General features: G+C 35.6%; 19 protein-coding genes. 6 read left to right on the top strand and 13 right to left on the bottom strand.

From position 1 onward, the window contains the following. Positions 1–94: 94 nt before the first annotated feature. The 10 genes from AC3QL1_RS10365 to AC3QL1_RS10320 all read right to left on the bottom strand — a co-directional run bounded on the left by AC3QL1_RS10365 (position 95) and on the right by AC3QL1_RS10320 (position 16,273). The gene (locus tag AC3QL1_RS10365; RefSeq protein WP_492497354.1) at positions 95–967 is read right to left on the bottom strand and encodes a PKD domain-containing protein; all 873 of its coding nucleotides are present in this window, start codon (positions 965–967) and stop codon (positions 95–97) included. 26 nt (positions 968–993) lie between these two features. Next, positions 994–2,358 (bottom strand): DUF4832 domain-containing protein, encoded by a 1,365-nt coding sequence (locus AC3QL1_RS10360; protein ID WP_492497352.1) that lies wholly within the window; start codon positions 2,356–2,358, stop codon positions 994–996. Positions 2,359–2,415: 57 nt separating this feature from the next. After that, positions 2,416–3,888, bottom strand: a complete 1,473-nt coding sequence (locus tag AC3QL1_RS10355; protein ID WP_492497350.1) for a RagB/SusD family nutrient uptake outer membrane protein — start codon at positions 3,886–3,888, stop codon at positions 2,416–2,418. Between the two features lie 10 nt (positions 3,889–3,898). Continuing rightward, positions 3,899–7,198, bottom strand: coding sequence for a SusC/RagA family TonB-linked outer membrane protein (locus AC3QL1_RS10350; RefSeq protein WP_492497349.1), 3,300 nt, complete (start codon positions 7,196–7,198; stop codon positions 3,899–3,901). Between the two features lie 650 nt (positions 7,199–7,848). Beyond that, a complete protein-coding gene (gene glmM, locus AC3QL1_RS10345) occupies positions 7,849–9,231 on the bottom strand; it encodes a phosphoglucosamine mutase (RefSeq protein ID WP_492497348.1) in 1,383 nt (460 codons plus the stop codon). Between the two features lie 253 nt (positions 9,232–9,484). Beyond that, complete coding sequence (gene nagB / locus AC3QL1_RS10340) at positions 9,485–11,425, bottom strand: glucosamine-6-phosphate deaminase (RefSeq protein ID WP_492497559.1); 1,941 nt, start codon at positions 11,423–11,425, stop codon at positions 9,485–9,487. 364 nt (positions 11,426–11,789) lie between these two features. Then, a complete protein-coding gene (locus tag AC3QL1_RS10335; protein ID WP_492497346.1) occupies positions 11,790–13,172 on the bottom strand; it encodes a sugar MFS transporter in 1,383 nt (460 codons plus the stop codon). A 155-nt stretch (positions 13,173–13,327) separates the two neighbouring features. Continuing rightward, entirely contained in the window at positions 13,328–14,254 is a 927-nt protein-coding gene (locus AC3QL1_RS10330; protein ID WP_492497344.1) for an SDR family NAD(P)-dependent oxidoreductase, read from the bottom strand. A 5-nt stretch (positions 14,255–14,259) separates the two neighbouring features. Further along, on the bottom strand, positions 14,260–15,363 hold the full coding sequence (locus AC3QL1_RS10325; protein ID WP_492497343.1) for a phosphotransferase enzyme family protein: 1,104 nt from the start codon (positions 15,361–15,363) through the stop codon (positions 14,260–14,262). A 1-nt stretch (position 15,364) separates the two neighbouring features. Next, the gene (locus tag AC3QL1_RS10320) at positions 15,365–16,273 is read right to left on the bottom strand and encodes a sugar phosphate nucleotidyltransferase (RefSeq protein WP_492497341.1); all 909 of its coding nucleotides are present in this window, start codon (positions 16,271–16,273) and stop codon (positions 15,365–15,367) included. Between the two features lie 319 nt (positions 16,274–16,592). Here AC3QL1_RS10320 and AC3QL1_RS10315 point away from each other — a divergent pair, with 319 nt between their 5' ends. Beyond that, the gene (locus tag AC3QL1_RS10315) at positions 16,593–17,633 is read left to right on the top strand and encodes a LacI family DNA-binding transcriptional regulator (RefSeq protein ID WP_492497339.1); all 1,041 of its coding nucleotides are present in this window, start codon (positions 16,593–16,595) and stop codon (positions 17,631–17,633) included. A 228-nt stretch (positions 17,634–17,861) separates the two neighbouring features. Here AC3QL1_RS10315 and AC3QL1_RS10310 read toward each other — a convergent pair whose 3' ends face one another. Together AC3QL1_RS10310 and AC3QL1_RS10305 are read right to left on the bottom strand one after the other, a co-directional pair. Continuing rightward, positions 17,862–18,500 (bottom strand): carbohydrate-binding family 9-like protein, encoded by a 639-nt coding sequence (locus tag AC3QL1_RS10310; RefSeq protein ID WP_492497337.1) that lies wholly within the window; start codon positions 18,498–18,500, stop codon positions 17,862–17,864. A gap of 77 nt (positions 18,501–18,577) precedes the next feature. Continuing rightward, positions 18,578–20,437, bottom strand: a complete 1,860-nt coding sequence (locus tag AC3QL1_RS10305; protein WP_492497336.1) for a T9SS type A sorting domain-containing protein — start codon at positions 20,435–20,437, stop codon at positions 18,578–18,580. A gap of 577 nt (positions 20,438–21,014) precedes the next feature. Here AC3QL1_RS10305 and AC3QL1_RS10300 point away from each other — a divergent pair. From AC3QL1_RS10300 to AC3QL1_RS10280, 5 genes are all read left to right on the top strand, one after another. Beyond that, positions 21,015–21,392, top strand: a complete 378-nt coding sequence (locus tag AC3QL1_RS10300; RefSeq protein ID WP_492497334.1) for a VOC family protein — start codon at positions 21,015–21,017, stop codon at positions 21,390–21,392. Positions 21,393–21,466: 74 nt separating this feature from the next. Next, the gene (locus AC3QL1_RS10295) at positions 21,467–22,489 is read left to right on the top strand and encodes an SDR family NAD(P)-dependent oxidoreductase (RefSeq protein WP_492497332.1); all 1,023 of its coding nucleotides are present in this window, start codon (positions 21,467–21,469) and stop codon (positions 22,487–22,489) included. An 81-nt stretch (positions 22,490–22,570) separates the two neighbouring features. Beyond that, positions 22,571–23,374, top strand: coding sequence for a helix-turn-helix domain-containing protein (locus AC3QL1_RS10290; protein ID WP_492497330.1), 804 nt, complete (start codon positions 22,571–22,573; stop codon positions 23,372–23,374). Then, positions 23,375–23,818 (top strand): nucleoside deaminase, encoded by a 444-nt coding sequence (locus AC3QL1_RS10285; protein ID WP_492497328.1) that lies wholly within the window; start codon positions 23,375–23,377, stop codon positions 23,816–23,818. A gap of 91 nt (positions 23,819–23,909) precedes the next feature. Continuing rightward, a complete protein-coding gene (locus AC3QL1_RS10280) occupies positions 23,910–24,758 on the top strand; it encodes an AraC family transcriptional regulator (RefSeq protein ID WP_492497326.1) in 849 nt (282 codons plus the stop codon). 53 nt (positions 24,759–24,811) lie between these two features. Here the strand turns inward: AC3QL1_RS10280 and AC3QL1_RS10275 are convergent, their stop codons facing one another. After that, positions 24,812–25,564, bottom strand: a complete 753-nt coding sequence (locus AC3QL1_RS10275) for an MBL fold metallo-hydrolase (protein WP_492497324.1) — start codon at positions 25,562–25,564, stop codon at positions 24,812–24,814. Positions 25,565–25,615 lie beyond the last annotated feature (51 nt).

Below are 25,615 nucleotides of genomic sequence, written 5' to 3'. Positions count from 1 at the left end.
GGCAACTCGATAGCTCATGCCATTAGATTTAAAATGACCTCACTTCAAAAAACTTTCCATCTAATGGCAATTTTGACAGGCTATCGATGACAAACTACAATTTTAAGGTTGAGAATTTTGGTGCTTCAGGGAAGTTGGCAACGGCTGCCCATCCGCCCGTCATCTCGGTAATCGCAATTCCTATAGAACCTGTTAAAGTTCCCAGCTGTGTTTTCGGAATACTAAATTCCATAGCATTTGTGGTATCATTAAGACTTATAAGTGCCGATGCTTTTAAATTCGCTCCGGAACCTGCAATAGCCTCCCAACCCCAGCCTCCACTAGGATCTGTATGTTTGTAAAATGCTCCCCATCCGTTCGTTACCATAGGACCTTCAAATAAAAATTCTGCTCCAGAACCTTCAGCCCAATTGGCATGTAAAAATCCGGTTTGTGTATTACCATCAGTATTGATAAACATGTCTACCAATTCAAGCTGCATCTTTTTGTTTCCTTCCAAATACACATTTACATTTGGCCCTTTTGCCCAAATTTTAATTTTTTGGATAGATCCATTTCCGGATGTATTTTCATCTGTTACGGCAACATCATCCCAATCTTTAAAATCACCGTCAATTATGATATCGATGATTTTTATAGGTGGTGCAGATATTACTTTTGTGATAAAAGCTTCTTCTCCGGCGTCGTTTGTAACGGTTAGCGAAACCCTGATTTCACCTCCTATTTGATACGTATATACCGGATTTTTTTCGCTTGACAGATAATAAAGATCTCCAAAATCCCATCTGTATTTGGTTCCGTTTGTAGAAAGATTGGTAAAAGTAAACGTACTTCCATCATTGGTAAATGAAAAATCGGCTGTAGGCTTTGTCGCAGAATCCGAAGATGAACTGTCGCTGGAACAAGCCGTTAGCAATAACAACGCCACCAGCATTGTTATGTATTGGGTTAATTTTATTTTTTTCATGGTTTTTGGTTTAAATGTTTTAAGAACTATTTAATGATAACCGTTTGTGATAATTTATTGAATCCTGTAGCAGCTTCCCACAATCCTGTATTGGCAAGACGAATAGAATAATCTGGTCGCTCACTCAATTTTGAAGAACTGTCTTCTATCTTCAGAAGTAATTCATATGTTCCGGCAGGAACGTCTAATAAGCTCACTTTTTCGCTTAAATTAAAAGCTACTCTTGGAACAACTTTTCTAACATCAAAGCTTAATTTTTTCTTGTAAACTGTTCCGCCTGAAGTAGATCTTAAAATTAAATAAGCATTTTTAGGATTGTAAACAGGCGCAAAACCAGAATTATTAATTACCGCATTAACTTCTAAAGTTCCATTTACGGCAACTTCTTTAGTAACACTCGAAGAAGCCAGTGCCAATCTGTAACCTAACTTTCTTTCAAAATCAGCAAAACAATTGTTGTTTCTCCATTCCTGCAAAACCGAACCGTAATAATCGAGATTTAAATACGTCCATTTTAAGAGCGTCATTTCTTTCTCTGCAATACTGCAGCTTGCAACAGGAACGTCTGTTGGCGGGCATGTTTCTCCTCCTGTTGGGACAAAAAGGGCTTCATTACTTACATACGTTTTTTCAGTTGTTACATTTTGATACGTTCCGTAATCATCAACACTTGCCATAAAACAGTCATTATGAAAACCTAAACGGGCTGTATTTGTGTTTCCGTAACCCACAGTGGCATCCATTGCAGTTGTAGTGGCTACGAAATCTTGTTTTATTTTTGGCGTTCTTACCTGAATTTTAATTTCTTTAGGAAAAGTTTCCAAAAGTTTATCCAAAATCAGTTTTTTGTTTGCCGGTGTAGTCAATTGATTAGTGGTATAATACCATTCTCCCCAAGCGCCAACGAAACCCGCCTGAACAAAAGCAATCACATCTTTATTGTCTTCTAAAATGGGTTTTAGCTGATCTAAATGTCCGGAGATAACAGCAACAGAAGCATCAGTTCCATCCTGAGCATCGGTATAAGCAAAACGTAAAACACATTTTAAGCCTGATTCTCTCAAACGTGCAAAATCGGTTTTTATAAGATCCAGCTGTGTCTGGCTTAGAGGAGTCGTTTTAAATTTCTCTAAATAATACAAACGCAAAATAAGGCTTACATTTTCTTTTTTCAGGTTTGCCAAAGACGTCGCGGTTATCGCCGCTCCTTCAGAATTTACCTGCCAGGTATGCATAAAGCCACGCTCCGGATTAGTGAAAACTTCGTTAGAAACAGCATACGTTACTTTTTCTTCTCCGGCTATTTCTTCCTTATTATCTCCTCCTCCATCGCTCTGGCAGCTTGAGGCAAGATTTAATAAAAGGCAAAATATTATCAATATATGTTTCATGTTTTTTATAATTAAATTATCTGATTAATCATTATTTGAATCCTTCTTAAAAAGAAATTAATTATATCCCAGGTTTTGAATAAACTTCCCTTTTCCTTCACTTATTTTTGCCAATGAAAATGGAAATAAAGCTTTATAAGGCTCACTTTGACTGGCTGAACCATTTAATGAAAGAGCATGTTCTGTAAACTTTCCATGTCTGATTAAATCAGAACGGTATTGTCCGTTTTCACACCAGTATTCATGTGATCTTTCTAATAAAATCATGTCATTAAAACTTGCTAATGTGTTATAATCAGCCAATTCAATTTCACTAATTTTAGCTCTTCTTCTCACAACATTTACCAAATCAATCGCTTCCTGAGTTGGAGTTCCGGTTTTGTTTACAATCGCTTCCGCTTTTGACAATAATACATCGGCATAACGATAAATAATAATATCAACTGTAGTCAAAGCCGTAGTTCTTGCTGCATCAGGATGAATTTTTAACGGAATTGGTCCTAACTGCATGTTATTACCAGGATTGGCTCTGTTATATGTAACACCGTCTGTACCTGTATATTCTGCAATAAGTGCTGTTCTGCGAATATCTGTGCTTTCAAAAGAATCATAAAATTTCCATGAACTCTGAATAGTCCCATAACCGCCACGACCTGGAAAATTAGCCGGTAATGACATCATTTGCCATTGGTTTTCGCTTGTTCCTGCGTAATCTGCCGGAACTGCCCAAATCACTTCTTTACTGGTAGTTGGTGCCGTTAATCCCCATAAACCAACATAATCATCCTGAAGACCATAATAATTCATGCCAATAATTGCATTGGCTTGTTCTTCAACTTCTGCCCATCTTTTTTCGTGAAGGTATAGTCTTATCAATACCATTCTCGCCATTCCCTGGCTAAATCTTCCATAAACAGCTTTGTCTGGTGCTGGTAAATCTACTGCGGCAGCCTTAAGATCATTTTCGATAAAACTTACCATATCAGCATTAGAAAGTCTTGCTAAAGGCTCTTCTTTAAGAGGATTTTGCAATATTTCAAGTGGAGCGACTACAATGGGACCGTACAAATCAAAAAGTTCATAGGCTAATAATCCTCGCGCACATTTAATTTCGGCAATGGCTTGTTTCTTTACCAGTTCATTTACTTTGGATTTTTCAATTCTGTCGATACTTAAAGTCATACCGCTTATTTTGTTATAAAAAACATCATAAAATCGTGTAAAACTTGTTGAAGTTGCTTTATAACTATGCAATGAGGCTTCTTGTTGCACTCCATAAGGACCCTGAAGAATTTCGGTTGTAGCATCTGAAATAAACATCAGCCCATTTTCTGAAGTAGAATGTATTCCATTTGCGTATGCACCTCTAAGAGGATAATATGCTGAAACTACAATAGCTTGAATATCTGCTTCCGAAGTAGGAAATATAGCAGGATTAATCTCATCAAAGTTTATAGATTCTAAATCTTCGCTGCATCCTGAGAGTACAAGCATCAATAATACTATTGTATAATTTTTTAAATTTTTCATATCTTTTTTATTAGAACTTAAGATCAACTCCCACTGTATATGTTTTTACATTTGGATACGCTGCTGCATAACCATCTGTTTCAGGATCAACACCATCATATTTTGTTATGGTAAAAAGGTTTTGTCCATCCAGTCTGATAGCAGCACCCTGCATGTATTTTCCAAACCATTTCTTTGGAAAATTATAGGTTAACGATACACTTTGTAAACGAACAAATGAAGCGTCCTGCAGGAAGAAATCCCCAGATCCGTATTGTGTATATCCATAATTAGAACTCGGACGTGTATTGGTAGGATTATCAGGTGTCCATCTGTTATAGATGGCTGTTGTTGCATTTCTTCCATATTGCGCTACTCCATCTGCAGATACGCCATAAGTAAAGTCCGTCTGGTCAACAATTTTTCTTCCAAACATTCCATTAAACTGGAAATTAAGCTGAAAATTTTTATAAATTATCGTATTACTCAAACCTGCAACAAAATCAGGATCTGCTGAACCCAGTAAAACGTAATCAGCTTCATCAATTTTACCATCAGCTGCACCGGTTCTTAAAAATATTCCTTTTTCATCTGTTACCGGGTTTCCAGCATTATCTCTAACAAAACCATTTACATCCTTGATTTTTATTTGTCCCGGATAAAGGTCCGGTTGTGCAGGAACTACTTCTCCAATTTGCATAACGCCATCAGATAACTGACTGTATTGTGCTCGAACCGGATCATTATAACTCATATAAACAGATGGTTTCCAGTCTGGCGCTCTTTCTTTCCATCTCGTTTTAAATTTAGAATAAGTAAATGTACTTCTCCATTTAAAATCAGGACGATTAATATTTACAGTAGTTAAAGTAAGTTCGATACCTTTACTTTGTGTCTTTCCTATATTTGCCCAAACCTGATTTACTTCATGATAACTATTGATAGGTTTTAAATTCAATAGGTCTGAAACCACTCTGTCGTAAATTTCAAATGATCCGTAAACTCTTCTGTTTAATATTTCAAAATCAAGACCAAAGTTTTTCTCTGTTGTTGTTTCCCATTTCAAATCAGGGTTTTCAAGTCTTGAAGGCAATACACCAATTAAAATTGACTCGTCCGGATTTAAATAAGCCGGCTGTGCATAAAATGCTCCAAAAGCACTTCCTGCAATTTCAGTGGTAGTAATATCGGCATTACCGGTTTGTCCATATCCAAATCTAAATTTTAATTGCGAAATATAATCAGGTATTGATTTCATGAATGATTCCTGAGCCACATCCCAACCAACAGCGATCGATGGAAAAAGACCATATTTATTGTTTTTAGCAAATACACTCGCACCATCACGACGTATTGTAGAGGTCAGGATATATTTGTCTTTGTATGAATAATTAAATCTTGAAAAATACGAGATGAAATTATTTTCATGTTTTGAAGAAGCTGTTATTTTCGTTCCTGCTCCTGCATTCATATTATTCCACAAAAACGAGTCGGTAATAAAATTGCTGTTTCCTAACGAAGAAGTTTCTAAGCGGTAAGTTTGTCTTGAATATCCTACCAGTAAACTAAAATTATTATCCTGTCCAATTTTTTTGGCATAGTTTAAAGTAAAGTCAAATAAGTCATCATCTTTTTTTCCTGTATTGATCGAAGCTTTCCCATTTTCTTTCTCTCCATAAAGTGTAGTTCTCGGCAAGTATGTATTTCTACTTGAATTTCCCTGATCAAAACCTACCTGAAATCTGGCAGTTAATCCTTCTATCGGCTTAACTTCTGCATAAAAATTTGTCAGAGTTCTGTCTACAAGTCCTTCGTCAGAAATGGTAAGTAATGAATATGGATTTGGTTCCTGAGAGCTCAGCGGATTAATCGGATATTTTCCAAATTCATCTATAGCCGGGATAATTGGGCTTTGCTGAATTGCCGATCTGATAATTCCTGAATTTTCGAATTGAGATACTTCTTGTCCTGTCTCTTTATTAAATTGTCCACCCAATTGAGAATTTTGATTTTTAATTCTGCTTTTGGTTAAATTCATTCCTAAATTGATGTAATCATTGATCTTTTGATCCAGACTAAAATGCACTGAAGTTCTTTTTATACCTGCATTTTTTATAACCCCTTCCTGATTAAACATATTTCCCGATAAGAAATATTTGGTAGACTGAGTTCCTCCTCTTAATGACAAGTTATTCTGTTGTACCATTCCGTCTCTTGTTACTAGTGACAACCAATCCGTTCCTGGTCCTGCATTTCTGATTTGCTCATCAGAATAGATCCTTTTGTACGGAATTCCGTTAACCGGAGCAGCATTTGCTTCTTCCAGTGTTTTTGAAGAGTATGGATAAACTTTATTATCAAATTCCCATCTTTCTCGGGAAGAATCATTTCTTAATTGCATCCATTCCTTCAAATCCAGGACATCATAACTATCATTGTATTTTTGATATGAATATGAACCGGAATAATCTACTCTTACTTCGCCTTCTTTTCCTTTTTTAGTAGTAATTAAAATGACACCATTTGCGGCTCTCGCACCATAAATAGCGGTAGAACTCGCATCTTTTAAAACCTCAATAGATTCGATATCATTTGGGTTGAAGGAATTTAAAATCCCCTGCGTACCGCCATCATAGCGATTTCCGGTACTTGGCTGTCCAAAATCTGTTATCGGAAAACCGTCAACAACTACCAGTGGCTGGTTACTTGCATTAATAGAACCTGCCCCACGAATCTGAATATTAAATCCTCCACCTGGCTGTGCACTATTTTGCGTAATTTGCAAACCAGCAACTTTTCCCTGAAGACCTGTTAAAACTGATGGTGCAGAAGATAAAGTAAGTGATTCTCCCTTTACAGAAGATATCGCACCCAAAACATTTTTCTTTTTCTGAGTTCCGTAACCTACAATGACTACCTCATTTAAAGTTTTTGAAACCGGCACCATAGAAACTTTAATATTGGTTTGGTTTGTTATCACAACTTCCTGGCTGTCATATCCTACATAAGAAAATACTAAAGCTTGTGTGTTGGCAGGAACCACAATTGTAAATGTTCCGTCAAAATCAGTTGTTGCTCCCCTTGATGCTCCTTTCGGAACAATTGTTACGCCAATCATAGGTTGTCCTAATTCATCCAGAACAACACCTTTGATGATAATATCGGCTTCTGATTTATTATTTGTAATTGCTGTTTTTTTGCCGCTATCCGTGGACGATGCCGCATTTACCTTAACAACAGAAACTATAAGGACTAAAACTGTAATTATTGTTTTTAAATTAAATTTTAATTCCTGATAGTTACTATCTGGTAACTTGTTACTTTTTTTCATATTATTCTGGTTAGTTTAATGGTTAATGTGAAAAGCATGCTTTGCGTGAATAAAAAATGGTTAGGAATTTTAAAAAACGCAAAGCGAAAAGGTTCAGGTTATGTTCTTTTTGGTTCCATAATTTTTGTGGGTTTTTGTTTTTTGTTTTGCTTGGTTATTTATTTTTTTCTGTATGCTTTATTTTGGATTTAATGATCATTTCATTCTCAACAACTTAATGACTTTTCTAAATCTGTATTTTTTATTTTTCTATCTTTTTTTTCTACTTATCGAAACTCATTTTCAACTTAAAATCAGACTGAAAAAAGGTATTATTTTAACTTACTTTTGGCTAAACTAAATAATATTTTTTAATAAACAATGGTAAAATCAGAAAAATGTGTTCGTGCACATAAAAAAAGTGTTTTCGAACACATTTTTTAGAAAAAGTATTATTAAATTCTTACTTATTTTCATTTTTCACTAAGTAAGAATTCAAATAATTATCATTAAAAATTAATTTTATTTCAAAAATTACTGCTTTTAATTTGATATTCATTTAATTAAAAAATGCAATAAAAATTAATATTGACAGATCTAAATCAACTGTTTAATCGTATTTTGAAATAATAATCACAATTAGAAAAAGCTCATTTTTCTCCAAAGAATAATTATATCAAACCTTTAATTTCATTGATGAATTTATCTGCTAATTCATCTGCTTTTTTCTGCGAAATACTTTCTGTATAAATTCTAATAATCGGTTCTGTATTTGACTTTCTTAAATGCACCCATTCTTCCTCAAAATCAATTTTGATTCCATCTATAGAATTCGGTTTTTTGTCACTAAATTTTTGAGCTATTTTTTCCAAAATTCCATCCACATCAATTTGCGGTGTCAACTCAATTTTACTTTTACTCATGTAATAATCCGGATAGCTTTCGCGAAGGGTTTTACACGAAATTTTAACGTGTGCCAAATGCGACAAAAACAAGGCAACGCCTACTAAAGAATCTCTTCCGTAGTGTGCCGCCGGATAAATAATACCTCCATTGCCTTCACCGCCAATAATCGCATTGGAAGTTTTCATCAATTCAACCACGTTCACTTCGCCAACAGCGCTCGCCTGATAATTCCCGTTATGTTTTAAAGTAACATCTCTCAATGCTCTGGAGGAAGATAAATTAGAAACCGTATTTCCTTTTGTTTTACCGAGAACATAATCGGCGCAGGCCACCAATGTATATTCTTCGCCAAACATCGAACCGTCTTCACAAATTATTGCCAGCCTGTCAACATCAGGATCTACGACAATCCCAAAGTCCGCTTTTTCTTTCACGACCAAAGCTGAAATATCAGTCAAATGTTCTTTTAAAGGCTCGGGATTATGAGGAAAATGGCCGTTTGGATCACAATATAATTTGATGCATTCCACTCCCAGTTTTTCCAGCAAAGCCGGAATCGCAATTCCGCCCGTTGAATTCACTGCATCGACAACCACTTTAAAATTTGCCTTTTTGATGGCTTCAACATCTACTAAAGCCAATTTTAAAACTTCTTCAATATGTCGATTGATATAACCTTCTTTCTTTTCATAACTTCCTAAATCGTCTACTTCTGCAAATAGAAAAGATTCTTCTTCAGCAATTTTCAGGATTTTTTCTCCTTCAACAGCGTTTAGAAATTCCCCTTTTTCATTTAGTAATTTTAAGGCGTTCCATTCCTTTGGATTGTGACTGGCCGTGATGATAATTCCGCCATCAGCATTATCCAGTGTTACGGCAACTTCAACCGTTGGCGTAGTTGATAAACCAATATCTATCACGTTAATTCCCAAACCTGTAAGCGTATTAGCAACCAGATTACTGATCATTTCTCCCGAAATTCGGGCATCTCTTCCTAAAATAATAGTTAATGTTTTATTCGAATTTTCTCCTTTGAGCCACATTCCATACGCTGCAGCAAATTTTACGGCATTCACGGGAGTCAAATTTTCATTGACAACTCCCCCAATCGTGCCTCTTATTCCTGAAATTGATTTTATTAAAGCCATTTTTATTTTAAATTATTTATTGTTTTTTGCCACAGATTAAAAGGATTAGAAAGATTTTTTTATGCCACGTTTAATTTGTGAAAATTTGTGAAATTTGTGGCTAAAAAATTAACCGCAAAGTGCACAAAGTTTTACGCAAAGTTCGCAAAGTTGTTTAGCTGAATTTTCAGTGCAAAGGCCGCAAAGCTTTGTGTGAAAATCTTTTTAATCTGTGGCTAAACTTAGAAACTTAGCATCTCAGTACCTTAGCACTTTAAAAGTGCCATCTCACAAACGCCTCCATAGCCGCGTAACTCGCTAATCCCATTTGTTGGTAAACGGCTGCGGTTTCTGCATTTCTGTCTTCGGCTCTTTGCCAAAATTCGCGGGCATCAGTTCCCTGAAAAACAACCCCGTCTTTTTGGGATTGGTGTTTGAAGATTCCGTGACGTTTTGCCAATACCTGATCCGGGCTCATGGGTACGGCCATTTCCACTTCGTCAATTCCCCATTCCTGCCATGCGCCGCGGTATAACCACAGCCAGCAGTCGTCCATAAACGGTTTTGGTTTCAGGGCTTTTACGGCTTCAAAAATAGCATCAAGGCAAACTTTATGGGTTCCATGTGGATCTGCTAAATCTCCTGCAGCGTAGATTTGGTGTGGTTTTATTTTCTCGATCAAATCCATCGTCAGTTGAATATCTTCTTTTCCGATAGGTTTTTTCTCGATAGTTCCGGTTTCATAAAAAGGCAATTCCATAAAATGAATCTGATCATCAGTTAGTCCAACAAAATGGCTTGTTGCCCTTGCCTCGCCTTTTCTGATTAATCCTTTAATATATCGTACTTCCGGAATATCAATTTCACTGTTCTTTTTATTCTCTAAAAAGGTTTGTGCTTTTTGATAAATGTTATCCGCTTCCTCACTTTTGATTCCGAATTTCTCATTGTAATCAATAACGAATCTTGCGAATCTTAAAGCTTCATCATCCGCCACAGCGATATTTCCGGAGGTTTGGTACGCTACGTGCACTTCATGCCCCTGTTCCTGCAAGCGCATGAAAGTTCCTCCCATGCTGATAATATCATCATCAGGATGCGGACTGAAAATCAAGACGCGTTTTTTAGCTGGTTCTGCCCTTTCCGGTCTATTTGAATCATCTGCATTTGGTTTTCCTCCCGGCCAGCCTGTAATGGTATTTTGTAATTTATTGAATATTTTAATATTGATATCGTACGCAGGTCCGGAATCTGCCAGTAAATCGCTCATTCCGTGTTCGATATAATCGGCATCGGTCAGCATTAAAATAGGTTTTTTAAGCTGAAGCGCCAGTCCCAAAACAGCTTTTCTTGTCAGTTTGTCTGTCCAGGTTACTTTTTCTACCAGCCATGGTTTGTTGATTCTCGTTAATTTTGAAGAAGCTTCCTTGTCCAAAACAAAAACAGCATTATTATGTTCCTGTAAAAAAGAAGCCGGCACGCGATTGGTCACTTCATCTTCTACCGATTTTTTTACAATATTGGCCTTTCCTTCTCCCCAAGCCAATAAAATAACTTGTTTGGCTTCCATGATTTTTTTCACTCCAAGGGTGATTGCTGTTCTTGGTGTATTGCTCAATCCGAAGAAATCTTTGCTTGCCGCAACTCTTGTAATATGGTCCAAAGCCACCAAACGTGTTTTGGAGTTTTGAAGCGAACCCGATTCGTTGAAACCGATATGTCCGTTTCCTCCAATTCCCAGAATCTGAAAATCAATTCCGCCCAAAGCTTCAATTTTAGCTTCGTATTCGTGGCAATAATCCGCGATTTGTTCTTTGGTTAAAAGTCCGTCCGGAACATGGGCATTTTCAGGTAAAATATCGACGTGGTCAAAGAGTAATTCTTTCATAAAACGAACGTAGCTGTTGATTGAGTTGGGTTCCATTGGATAATATTCATCCAGATTAAAACTGATTACGTTTTTAAAACTCAATCCTTCTTCTTTATGAAGTCGAACCAGTTCGGCATACAATCCTTTTGGGGAAGAACCGGTTGCCAAACCTAAAATACAAGGTTTGTTTTCTTTTTGTTTTGACTGAATTAAAGCTGCAATTTCCTGGGCAACCGCTTTTGACGCTTCTGACGAATTTTCAAAAACAACAGTATTGATATTTTCGAATCGCTTTTCGAATCCTGTTGCTTTATCGATTTTACTTTTTATCATTTTGAAATGTATTTTATTATGTTTTTTTCTTTAATTTTTGAATTGCCTTTTGGGATAAAAAAAGGCATAAGTTGAGCTGAGCATTGTCAAATAGTGAATTTGAATGCTTAGGTGTGATCTTGAAATGAAATGTTATGTTTATTTAAGCTTTGTCAAAGTTTGAAACTTTGACAAAGCTCTGCGAGATTATTTCCCAATCTTGTCATCCTGACGGAGGAAGGATCTTCGCGAGAAACTCGACAAAGATTGACGATTTTCTGTGTGGAGTTTCTTGCGGAGATTCCTCGTTCCTCGGAATGACAAACTTTGAGGTGAAAACTAGTGTGATTTCTCCTCCGTCGAAATGACAACTTTGGGTGAAACCTGAAACCTGAGACTAAAAACTTTTCCAGCTTCTGTATTTATGCCCCTTAAAGGCAAAAAACACAATCATCAAATAAGCCGGCAATAAAATTAAGTACGCTACCTGATTACCACTTTTCGCTGTTTCAGTAATTCCTGCAGCTGCATTTGAGGTATTGATATGGTCTGCCAATAAACCGTAAAACAACGGAAAAACAGCTCCGCCAATAATTCCCATAATCAGTATTGCACCCCCAATTTTTGTAAACCCGCCCAAATCCTGAAGTGCCATTGGCCAAATCGCCGGCCAGCAAAGTGCATTGGCCAAACCTAAAAGGGCAACCAAAAGAACAATTACCGGCAATTGCGGAATTCCCGGCAACTGAACCATAATTTCTGGGGAAAGTATAACGATTGAGGCAACTAAAATAATTCCTAAAAATCCGGATATTTTTAAAGCAAAAACCTGCGAAACGTATTTCGGAATCAATGTAATTCCTAAAATATAACCCACAACCATTGCAGTCATGGTAAACGATGTTAGTTTAAGATAAAACGAACCGTTTTCTCCATAAACGCCCAGTTGTTTTCCGAAACCTCCAATAGAATCTCCAGCCAAAACTTCGGCGGCGATATAAACCATTAAAGTAATTACACCAAAAACCAATTGCGGATGTTTGAACGCTTCTTTTATTTGTTTGAAAATGCTTAAATGTTCTACTTGTCCTTCATTATCCAGATTGATTTCAGGAAGTGGAGAAAACTTTACCAAAACTGCCAAAACCAACATAATTGCAGCCATGTATAAGTAAGGCGTTTGCAATTGCAAGGCTAATAAATCAAGTGCGCTTTCTTTTTGAACGGACGTCATTACAGCAATTTTATCTGCAGAATAATCTCCAATATTTGATAATACTAATGCCGTTAATAATAAAGGCGCCAGAAATCCCGCCAGTTTATTGGCAATTCCTAACACGCTGATTCTGGCCGCGGCACTTTCGCGCGGACCAATCACGACAACATACGGATTTGCAGCGGTTTGTAATATCGCCAAACCCGTTCCCATTACGAATAAAGCAATCAGGAAAAAAATAAATGTTCTTGTTGCAGCGGCGGGATAAAACAATAAGGCTCCAACGGCTATGACCAATAATCCTAATGAAATTCCGTTTTTGTAACCTACTTTTTCGATTAAAAACGAGGACGGAATTGCCATTACAAAATAAGCAATGTAAAACGCAAAAGTCACAAAATACGATTGTGATTCGGTTAACTCACAAGCTAGTTTAAAAAACGGAATTAATGGGCCGTTGAGCCAGGTTACAAATCCAAAAATAAAAAATAAGGACGTTAAAATAACCATTGGAATCAAAGTACTGCTTTGTTCTTTTTTTAAAGTAATATCGATTTCTGACATATTTTTGGTTTTGAGTTAGTTATTGTTTTTTTTAATTAAAAATTGAGAATTAAAAATTAAAAATCTTTGAAATCGCAATTTTTCTTATAGTCTGTGTGGTTTAAGCTTTGTTAAATTTTAAAACTTTGACAAAGTTGTCTTAATGTTTTTGATTTTTATTTACTGATCAATTCATGATCATAAAAAACGATGGTTTCTTCCAAAGCCTTATCGATAGTAAATTCCGGTTTAAAACCCAATTGATTGAATTTTTCAGGATTTGCTTTTGAGTGTTTGATGTCGCCCGGTCTTTCTTTTAGAAATTTAATCTGGGATTTTGAATTGGTGATTTTTATGATTTTTTCAGCCAATTCTAAAACTGAAGTACTGTGTCCAAGTGCTACATTGTAAGTTTCATTTCCTTTTTGCGAAGCCAGAATATTGGCTTTTACTACATCTTTCACATAAATAAAATCACGGGTTTGCAATCCGTCTCCGTAAATGGTAATCGGTTCGTTTTGAAGCGCTTTGTTTATGAAAATAGGCACCGCAGCCGCATAAGCCGATTCCGGATTTTGGCGCGGACCAAAAACATTAAAATAACGCAAAGATGCAGTTGGAACCTGATATTGATCGAGATACATTTTCAAATAATATTCTCCGTCTAATTTGGTGATCGCATAGGGCGTCATAGGTTCAGGAAACATGGTTTCTACTTTTGGCAAAACGGGATTATTTCCGTAATTGGCCGCAGATGTTGAAAGTACAACTTTGCAACCTGCATTATTTTTCGCCGCTTCCAGAATATTGATGGTTCCGATGGTATTGATTTCGATACATTCTTTTATTTTCAAAAGCGATTCAGGAACGCTCACCAAAGCTGCGAGGTGAAAAATTCCTGATGCTCCACTTACTAATTCATTTACTAAATTTTCATCGCGAATATCGCCTTTCACAAAATCTACATCTAATCCATTTAGATTGTGTTCAAATCCTGTTCTCAGACTATCCAATATGATAACCTTATGTCCTTCTTTTGATAAATGTTCGGCAATGTGGCTTCCTATAAAACCCGCACCTCCGGTAATTACATATTTTTTCATTCTTTTTATTTTAATGATCCAATGAAATTCAAATTATAATCTTCCATTTCCTTAAATTGTTCCGAAAGACTTTCGATTAACTTAAACTGATTTTTCGAACGGTTCAGATTGTGCTCCGGATATTCTGTTTTATAATAAATGTCATCATTTAAAAAATCAGTCAAAAAACGCAATGCCATAATAAATACCATGGTTTTAGCACCAAGCGGTAAATACTTGATCTCTAATAAAGAAAGTGACGAATTGGTTTTTTCGAGAAAGCCTTTTACATACGCTTTGTAATACTGCAGGTTGAAATTGACAAGCTCCAGCTTTTTTTCATCTTCGGCTGCTGTGTTGCAAATCGTTCTGATCGCATCGCCAAAGTCATAATGAATAATTCCAGGCATAACTGTGTCAGTATCAATCACGCAGAGTCCTTTTTTATCTGTATCAAAAAGCGCGTTTGATATTTTGGTATCGTTGTGCGTAACGCGAAGTTTTATTTTTCCGGCATCTTTTAAATGCTGCAAAACATGCATTTCTTCTTTCAGTTCATGCACGAGATCAATGCAGTTTTTGGCTTGATCTTTTCTTTGTTCCGAGGCTTCTTTTAAAGCAATATCAAACTGCGAATAACGAAACGCCATATTATGAAAATTCGGAATGACCTCTATTAGTTTTCTGGCATCAAAATCACTGGTAAGATTTAAAAATTCACCAAAAAGTTTTCCTCCTTCATAAGCAATTTCCTCATTATTAACGGTTTCAAAAGTTAAACTTCCTTCAATATAAATCATCATATTCCAGAAGTTCCCTTCATTATCCTGATAATAGAAAATTCCTTTTTTGGTACTAATAAAAGTTAATACACGTCGTTTTAGTTCGGCTTCAGGTAGATGTTTTAGTTTTTTAAGCAGGTGTTTGCTCACGCTGACCTTATTTGCAATGAGTCCGGGAACGTCTTTAAAAACGCCATCATTAATTCGTTGTAAAATAAACTGTTTACGGCTATCAGTTGTTACCAAATACGTATCATTGATATGTCCCGAGGCTAATTCTTCAAAGCCTTTGAAAACCTCTATATGGTCGAACTGGTCGAATATAAATTTTAAATGTTCTGCTGCCATATTACCAGAGATTAGTTGGATAAACTTTTTGGGCTCTTAATTTTGCAATTTCTTTTTTTACGATTTCCTTATCTTCTTTATAAGTTACTCCAAACCATTTTGCATTAGACTGAAGCACTTCAAGCGATGCATTATCTGATTTTAAAATTTCATTTACAACAGACGTAATAAAGAATTCTGCTTTAAGATCGTGTTCGTTTTCTTTCAGGAATTCCTCAAAAAGAGCGCCACCAAATTCAAAACATTTTGGTGTAAAACCCCAGAAATTCATTGATACAATGGTGTTTTCATCAATTGGAATAAAATTGCCGTTATCATCTTTACGCATTAGTTTGCCATTTATTTTTTCGATGTGCGTGCGTTCCGTAACATCAGTAAGGAAATTATTTTCATCTACCTGGCATTCTCCTCTTGAAACAAACCCATGATCAGAAACAGTATTTTTTAGTAAATACGCCATCATATTAAAGTGATAGGATTCCTTGTCCATTTCTGTTAAGGCTTTTGCCATGATTTCGAAAGCTTCTCTTCCGTAAAAATCATCGGCGTTTATGATGGCAAAGTTTTCGGTTACTTCATCTTTCGCCATTAATAAAGCATGTCCGGTTCCCCATGGTTTTTTCCTTTCCGGATTTTGATATTGTTTGGGAACATTATCAATTTCCTGAAAAACATATCCTACTTCAGCTTTTCCTTCCAGTTTTTTATTGAACATTTCTTTGCATTCTTCTTCTATGTTTTTGCTTATAATAAATACAAATTTTCCAAAGCCTGCCTGCAATGCATCATATATAGAAAAGTCCATTATTGTGTCTCCTTCCGGAGTAAATGTATCTAACTGTTTTAATCCTCCATATCGACTTCCAATACCTGCCGCCAAAATAACGAGAGTAGGTTTACTTTTGCTCATTTAAATAGTGTATTAATGGGTTTATTATTTTTAATTGTTTTGGTCTTTTTTTGTTTTTCAATTCCTTCCAAAAAAGTAATTTGTAAAAATGTAATTCAACATTGACAACTTCACTAATAAATTGAAAAATAAATATTAATCTGACAATATTCATGTTAATATCATAAACTATATCATTAATATTCGGCTAAAATATATATTAATATTCTATAAAAAAAGAAAATTGTGTTAAAATGTGCTCGAACACAATTAAAATGTTTTCGAACACATAAAATTTAATATTTACTGATATTCGATTTTTATATATATTTGTTTTTATATGGAAAAAATTTATACAATTAAGGATATTGCAGAACTGGCAGGCGTCTCTAAAGGCACTGTAGATCGCGTTTTGCATAAAAGAGGAAAAGTCTCTCAGGATGCTCTTGAAAGAGTAAACGAAGTCTTAGATAAGATTGATTATCAGCCTAATTTGATGGCCAGAAGTTTAAAAAAGACACAAATTTATTCCATATGTGTTTTGCTTCCTGATTCTAAAAATGATCCGTATTGGCAGCCTTGCATCGATGGAATAAATGATGCCAAAAAAGAATTTAAATCTTTTAATGTTAAGGTTGAAATTTTCTTGTTTGATGCCACAAGCACAGCATCGTTTGTAGAAACGAATAAAGCGGTTTTAGATGCTTCTCCGGATGCAGTTTTATTAGTTCCGTTATTTCATAAAGAAGCAAATGAGGCTATTGAAACCTATAATTCTAAAGGCATTATTTCGAGTATTTTCAATAACCAGCTTAAGTCGAGTTCCATCAAAAGTTTTGTGGGGCAGGATTTATTTCAAAGCGGAAGAATTGCTGCACGATTACTCGAATTACTGATTCAGCAAGGAACAATCGCCATCGTCCATATCGATGAAGATTATGAAAACGCCATTCACATGCAGGAAAAAGAAAAAGGTTTCAGGGATTATTTTGATACGGTGGAAAAAGGAAAATTCGAAATTAAAACCTTCAAAGTAAAACATCCTCAGTTTAAAACCACGCTAAAAGAATACTTAGAAACAAATCCTAATATTAAAGGTCTTTTTGTAACGACTTCAAAAGCTTATCAGGTAGCAAAAATTATTGCTAAAAATCCGGAAAGAAAAATTGCTCTTGTAGGTTATGATTTACTAGAGAATAATCTGGAATATCTCAACAATAAAACGATTGACTTTTTGATTCATCAAAATCCGAAAAGACAAGCTTATTTGGGAACAACAAGTCTGATCGAACATTTTATTTTTGAAAAAGAAATTAGCGCAGAGAAACTTTTGCCAATTGATATTATCAATACTGAAAATGCTAAGGATTATTTTTTATAAGCCTTAGCATTTTTTTCCCGCAGATTTTGCAGATCTCGCAGATTTGTTTTCAACGTTTGTAACCCTGAGCGAAGTCGAAGGGCGCTCCATTTGGCACGCGGGCTTCGACTCCGCTCAGCCTGACATTCCGACTCCGCTCATCCTGACAAATAGTTGTCAACACTTAGAAATCAGCCTGAAATAATTTTAATTTTTAATTCTCAATTTTTAATTGTTTAAAATCCACAATTAAACTAAAGTCAACGTACCAAAAGAACTGGCTATATGAAAATTAGGTGTTTCTGTATTGGGGTTTATCCAGGAAATCCAGGTAGGTTCAAAAAGTTTGTTTTCCTGTTTTTTGTATTTTGCGCGGTAAAGTCCGGCTTCGATTGTATTGTTGTTTTTAATTAAATGGAAGTTTTTAAGCGACTGAATACTGATCGCAATTTCAACCACAAAATGATCTTCTTTTGTATGTGATTTTACTTCAATATCATTTTCAGGCCAATTCCAGTCATAATCAAATTTTTTGCCGGGATATGCAATGAAATCCATGATTCGTGGCGTAGGATCAATTTCTAAACAGTAATACGGATTTAGTGCTTCATCTGTCCTGAAAAAAATCTCCACCCGGTCAGACTCTGCAATACTGTCAACTGAATCGTCTTTTTTATCAATATGAACATTACTATCATAAACTTTATACGAAAAATAAATTTTTTCAAGATCCCATAAGGCTCTGAACTCAATTTTTTCAGGTTGTGCTTCATCCCAGGGAGAAATAAAATCGGTTAGGATTTCTGCTTTCTTCCAAAAAGGATTATCTCCTAAACCATTTATTTGCAAAATGTTTTTTTCGATGCGGTTTACAGTGTAATTTTTCATTCTAAAAAGGTACGGAATTTTGAAAATAAAAAAAAGGGAGCAAAAAAGAAAAATCTCTTTTGCTCCCAAAAATGCTATTATTTCAAATATACTTTATTGTTACTTATTTCATTATCAGCATTAATCTGAAGAATAACCAATTGTGATTTCTTTACATCAGAAACATTAATCGTTGCCGAATTTGTAGCACTGTACTCTCCTTTTGCAAGCACTCTGCCGTTTAAATCCAACACAGAAATAGTTACTGAAGTAACTTCTTTTCCAAAATTAACATTGATTTCATTTGATGCCGGATTCGGAAAAACAGAAAAGCTTGGGGCAATTTCTTCGTCTATTTCGGCCGTAGCGGCTTTTTTAGCAGTTGATCCGGTTTGTAATTCAGAATTTCCAATATCAATTCTTCCGTTTCTTTTGCGGTTGTCTCCATCAAAATCAATTGTTCCTGAATAAGTTGCATTGTAAGTTGGATCGCCTTTGTCTGCTGCGAAAGCTCCCGTGGCCAGAGTGAAATCAAAAATAGCAGCATTAATAAATCCGGGCGCGCCTACTACAGAATTTACGTCTTGACCGGTAGCAGCGGCAAATGTTGCCTGATTGTAAGATCCTGTTGTCGAACTTCCGTTGAAACTCACTCCTGTCAAATCAATGATAAAATCTGTATTTCCTTCTCTGTAATACAAATTATAATTGGATACAAAACCGGAAATAGTATATCCTGAAGAAGCCAGAAATGCCTTTTTACCTGTTGTGGCGTACATGATATTATTCTTGTACGTTATTCCTGTGCTGTTTTGAAAATGAACTTCACCGCCATAAACATCAGCAACTGTTGCCACCGGAACTCCGGCAATCGCAGTTACGCCATTAATAACAGCACCCGTTCTGTTTTTATAAAAAGTATTATTGAAAATTTTTGTATTGCCTACACTTGTCGTATAACCACTTCCTATAACACCGCCAAAAATAGCTCCGGTCACCACATTATTATAAACCGAATTATTGTTTACAATATGTCCTGTAGCTACGCCTCCGTTTCCGGTAGCCGTATTTTGTTCTGAACCTACGGCAAGTCCAACGCCGCAATTGTAGACTTCGTTTCTTTCAATCGTACAATTCAAAGCACCGTCAAGATAAATTCCTGCACTATTTGCAACGGCACTCATACAGTCATAAACTTCGTTTGCAACAATGACACCATTTCTCGCCTGATTGTTGCTCGTTGCTCCGGTCGAAGTATAATTTCCCGCTGCTACGATTCCAATATTGGCAATATCAAATACGGTATTTCTTGACACCGAAAAACCATTTACGTTTCCGGTTACCGTTACTGCTTCTCCCCAGCCTGTGGCGCAGTTGTTTACGATATTGTCTTCGATTTTAACATTGGTAATCGCATAAGTTGCGTTTCCGGCATCAACTTTAATCGCGTTGGCCACAATTCCGCTATTGGCAGGAATAGCAGCCAGATCATTGCTAATCCAGCCGATGTTTCGAACCGTACAATTTTTGATTGTAATGTTGTTCAAATTCGCTGTTGCTCCTGAATTGGCCAAAATCCAGATACCTTTAGATCCGTTTCCAATTTTGTTCGAAATAGTCAAACCGTCGATAGTCACGCTGCTTGTATTTACAATACCTAACACATAAGTATCAGTACTTGTCCAGCCCGAAGCATTAAGTACCACAGCTGCCGAGCCGCTTTTTTGAATCGTTAGCGGTTTGCCAACAAAAATTGGACCTGTCACAGGATACGTCCCGGATAAGACTAAAACTGTTCCGCCAGATGGTGCAGCCTGAACGCCTTTTACAATAGTTTTAAAAGGCAAAGCAGCTGTACCTGTTCCTGTTACATCATTTCCAGTGGTTGACACATACGTTTGGGAAAAACCCTGGACAAAGCAAAATAAAATAATAAATGTAATTTTCCTGATTTTCATAGTTCTACTATTTTGGGGTTAAACAATTAAAAAAAATTATATAATTAAATATTGCAATATTTCAATACAAAACAGAAGCTAGTTTCTCTCAAAATCACCTGACATATTCTTTTATTTATTGTTAAAAGGGTGATTTAAAAACCAGCATTATTCTAAAAAAACAAAATATAAAGTAGCTTATTTCAGACGAATGTAAATAATGAATTTTAATTGACAATAGAAAAATGGAAAAAATGTGTTCGAACACAAAATTAATTTAATATTTTCTAAATTTGTAATATTTTTCCTTAATGAAATAATAGGTTTAAAATAAAAAATAAGTGTGCTCGAACATAAATAAGTTTTTAACTACATTATATCAATTTTAATATAGCTATGGTTTTCTATTTTCATAAAAATTAGGGCTGTTTTTTTACTTTATAAAAATAAATATTGCTCATTAAAATTTCTGACAAAAGATCTTAATCACTAAGCTTAGTAAAGCGGTCCTTAAAACAAAGCAAAATCGGTCTTTATAACAAAGTGTGACGCTTAAAAACAATCTAATTTTGTTTTGAACATTAAATCAAACAAACTTATGATTGACCATATTATTATTACCGTAAATAATTTCGAACGCTCCGTAGCATTTTATAATGAGGCATTAAAGCCGCTGAACATTCGAATGACCATGGATTTTAAAGGCCCTGGTGACCACCATGATTTAAAGGGATTTGGAGATGATGATGCAATTTATTTTTGGCTAAAAGAAGGAGAAGTAAATGCTAATGGCGTGCATATAGGATTTGTTGCCAAAGACCACGAACAAGTAAAAGCATTCTATAAGTCAGCTATTGCCGCCGGGGCAACGAACAAGGAAGAGCCCCGAATTTTCCCTGAATACTATCCCGGATATTACGCAGCATTGATATTAGATCCTGACGGCTATGAAATTGAACTTGTACACAAAAGCTAATTTTTGATATTAAAATAGCGTATAATCCTTATTCAAAAAAAATACGCCACATCCAAACAAACCATAGAATAAAAATGAAAGATAATAATTATAAGGGCGTTTTGCAGAAGCCTATAGGTTCAGGATTTGGAGCAGCGTCTACAACAGACGATATCATCAAAGGAATTGATCTTACAGGAAAAACAGCCATCATAACAGGCGGTTACGCAGGAATTGGATTAGAAACTGTAAAAGCACTGGCATTAGCTGGCGCCAAAATCATTGTACCTGCACGAAATACAGAGAAAGCAAAAAAGAACTTAAAACGCATTGCTAATGTCGAAGTAGAATTCATGGATTTAATGAGCGCGGATTCCATTGATGCTTTTGCTGAAAAGTTTCTGGCTTCCAACGAAATATTGCATTTGCTGATTAATAATGCGGGAATTATGTGGGTTCCGCTGGAACGTGATGCTCGTGGTTATGAATCACAGCTTGCTACAAATTATTTGGGGCATTTTCAGTTAACTGCGAGACTATGGCCGGCATTAGCAAAAGCAAATGGAGCAAGGGTTGTGAATGTTTCATCATGGGGACATCACTTCTCTCCTTTTATATTTGAAGATCCTAATTTTCTCAACAGAGAATTTGACTCTTTTTCAGCTTATGGACAATCTAAAACCGCAAGCATTCTTTTTTCTTTAGAATTGGACAACAGGGGAAAAAATGCTGGTGTTCGTTCTTATTCCCTGCATCCCGGAATAATCTCAGAAAGTGAATTGGGCAGAAATGTACCTCATGAAGAACTTGCTTCTTATGGCATTTTTGACGAAAATGGCAAAGTGATTAATGATCCTTCGAAAGGACTAAAATCACTTTCACAAGGCGCTTCCACAACTGTTTGGTGTGCTGTAAGTCCACAACTTTATGATATTGGAGGTGTTTATTGTGAAAATGCAGATATAGCCGAATTGGATATTTTAAATGATGACAAAGAAGGAACTATCGATGATACGGGTATGATGAAAAATGTCATGTGGTATGCATTGGAGGAAGATACTGCTAATAAACTTTGGACATTAAGCGAAGAATTAACCGGCGTAAATTTTCTTATTTAAATTTAAGTGTCCTAAAATTATAAAGAGGCCTTTTTTATCTAAACCTCTTTATAATTCGTATATTTATTTTTTAATAATACTATGGCAGGACAGGAAAAAAGTAAATATGCAGAGATTCTTTTATCATGCATTGAGGAAACATACTTCGAAGACGAAACTATCTTAGAAAATCATTCGTTTGCCAGAGTAATCTCGGGAGAAATGAAAGTGCTGCAAGGAGACAAAACCTATACTTTTGGTCCTGGAGACAGCCTTATATTTCCTAACAATCAATTATCCAGACTCTCTAAAAATCCAAAAGACGGACTGCCTTACAGAGCATTGGTTATTTTTTTAACTCCAAAAAGATTACGGGAATTTTATCTCAAAAATCCGATTCAGATTACAGGCACTCAGTCCTATACTATCAAAACGCTTGACAAACATCCATTATTAGAAAGTTTTTTTGCTTCTTTGATTCCCTATTTTGATTTGGAAAGTGAATTGCCTGAAAAAATCATTTCGGTTAAGATCGAAGAAGCTATAACAATCCTTCGCACGATTGATCAAAACATAGATAGTCTTCTGGCTAATTTTTCACAAACCGATAAAATTGACATTGCCGGTTTTATGGAAAAAAATTATATGTTTAACAGGACAATCGAAGAGTTTGGCCATCTTACAGGAAGAAGTCTTACGACTTTTAAACGGGACTTCAAAAAGACTTTCAACGCAACTCCTCAAAAATGGATTGTTCAAAAAAGATTAGAACTTGCACATTATCAATTAACTAAAAAAGGACAAAAACCAAAGGATGTCTATCTTGAAACCGGTTTTGAAAATCTTTCGCATTTTTCTTTTGCATTCAAAAAGCATTTTGGATATGCCCCAACAGAAATAATTTAGATGGAAAAACAAAATCATGAGCACTATATGAAAAAGTGCATCGAACTCGCAAAAATAGCCAGATTAAAAGGTGATAGTCCCGTGGGATCCATTTTGGTAAAAAATGGCAAAATCGTAGGAGAAGGAATTGAAGGCGGAAAAATATTTAAGGATATCACTTTTCATTCGGAAATTGAAGCTGTTCGAAACGCCAGAGTACTACTTCAGACAGCCGACCTTTCTGATTGCATTATGTATACAACGCATGAACCCTGCATAATGTGCTCGTATGTACTAAGACATCATCAAATCAATACCATAATTATTGGCGTTGCTTCAGGAGATATTGGCGGTTTTAGTTCTCAATATCCTTTGCTTAAAGACCAGACCATCCAAAAGTGGAACACTGCTCCTACTGTAATTTTTGGAATTTTAGAAGAAGAATGCAAACAATTGTCATTATGAGCTTTTCACGAAAGTAATTTTGAGCTTTTCAATAAAACAGAATTAAATTTTAAGTTGCATTTTTACACCATTAATTAACAAAGCCAAGAATATGCGTTTACAGCACAAAGATAAAGATGGCCGTGGTGAAATCCATTTTCTAAGTGGGGAATTGCAGATTAAGGATGCTTTGGAAAATCCGAAAAATCAATTTTTGACCATTGCGTTAAACATCGGCGAAAGCCAAAAAATAACAATCGATGGTCTTTCTTATGATTTTCCTGCCTGGAGTATTATTCCATTGGTTGCCCATCAGACTTTTTCTTTTGAAAATACAGATAGCATTAATTTCTGGCGTTACAATCGCGAATTTTACTGTATGGCAGACAGCCATGTGGAAATTAGCTGTATCGGATTAATCTTTTTGGGATATTCTAAGAATTTATTCCTTAAACTTCATGAGGAAGACCGAATTAAAATTTCGACACTAAGTCAGCTTTTTATAGAAGAATTCGAATCTGATGATTACATCAAAACCGATATGCTGCTGGCATTACTAAAACGTTTTGTAATTATCTTAACCCGACTGGCAAAACAGCAGCATTTTAAAGATGAAACCTTAACAGATGAAAAATTTGATTTCATCAGGCAGTTTAATTTTCATGTTGAAAGTAATTTTAGAAAAGAACATAAAGTTCAGTTTTATGCTGATTTAATGAACAAATCGCCTAAAACTTTATCCAATATTTTTAGTTTATACAATTATAATTCACCCATGTCTATTATTCACGACAGGGTTATCAGTGAGGCAAAACGATTGTTGTTTTACAGCGATAAGTCGGCAAAAGAAATTGCTTTTGAATTGGGGTTTGATGATGCGGCGCATTTTAGCCGTTTCTTTAAAAATGCTACCAATCAAAATACGTCCAGCTTTCGCAAAAGTCTGGTAATTGAAGAATAAAAAAATAACCACTGTAACTAGTGGTTATTTTTTTTTGAAGCAAACATTGCTAATTATAATGCTAAAATTTCTCCATCTTTTAAACGACGAATATTAATTTCCTGATCCTTGCCTGCATTATCCAAAGCATTTTCAATATCCGGAAACTGCGTATATAAAGGCGGGTTAAAAAACTGGGCATAATGCATCGGGATCAATTGTTTAGAACCTAAAATGCGCGTTGCACTTACAGCCTGCGCCGGAGTCATTGTTCCGAACATTTCGATCGCAGGAACAACTTGCGGAACTGCTCCTACTACTCCGTTTACCGGTAAAAAAGCAGCATCAAACGGACCGTATTTTTTTGCAATTTGCCACCAGTATCCATGCCAGTTCGTATCGCCACCATGCAAAATGGTATGTTTTCCATCACTGATTACGTATGATATTTGCTCATCGCCAATCCAGTCTACAGCGGGAACGGCGGTAATTGTAAAATCGCCAATTGTAAAAGTTTCGTGCAGTTTGGCAATATTGGCTTTTAGGTTAATTTTTAAAGCTTCAGTGTAAACGGGTTCCGGTCCCCAAAGTTCTCCATCATTTACTAAAAGTTCTTTTAAAAAAGGCTGATCAAAATGATCCTGATGAATGTGTGTAATCAGCGCATGGGCTTTTTCGGTTTTAGATGCCGGAATCGCAAAGATTGGGAATTTTGGTGTTCCTAAAAAGGGCTCCAAATTGGCGACATTTTGCAACGGATCAATATATAATGTTGTTGTAGGGCTTTCTATCATTAAGCCAGCCCAGGAAAGTCTTGTAATTTTCATTTTAATAAGATTTAAAAGTTTGTAAATGAAAACTGCCATACAATTCAATGC

The organism is Flavobacterium sp. GW823-FHT04A11, from assembly GCF_058796535.1.
This window is presented reverse-complemented; position numbering and strand designations above follow the sequence as displayed.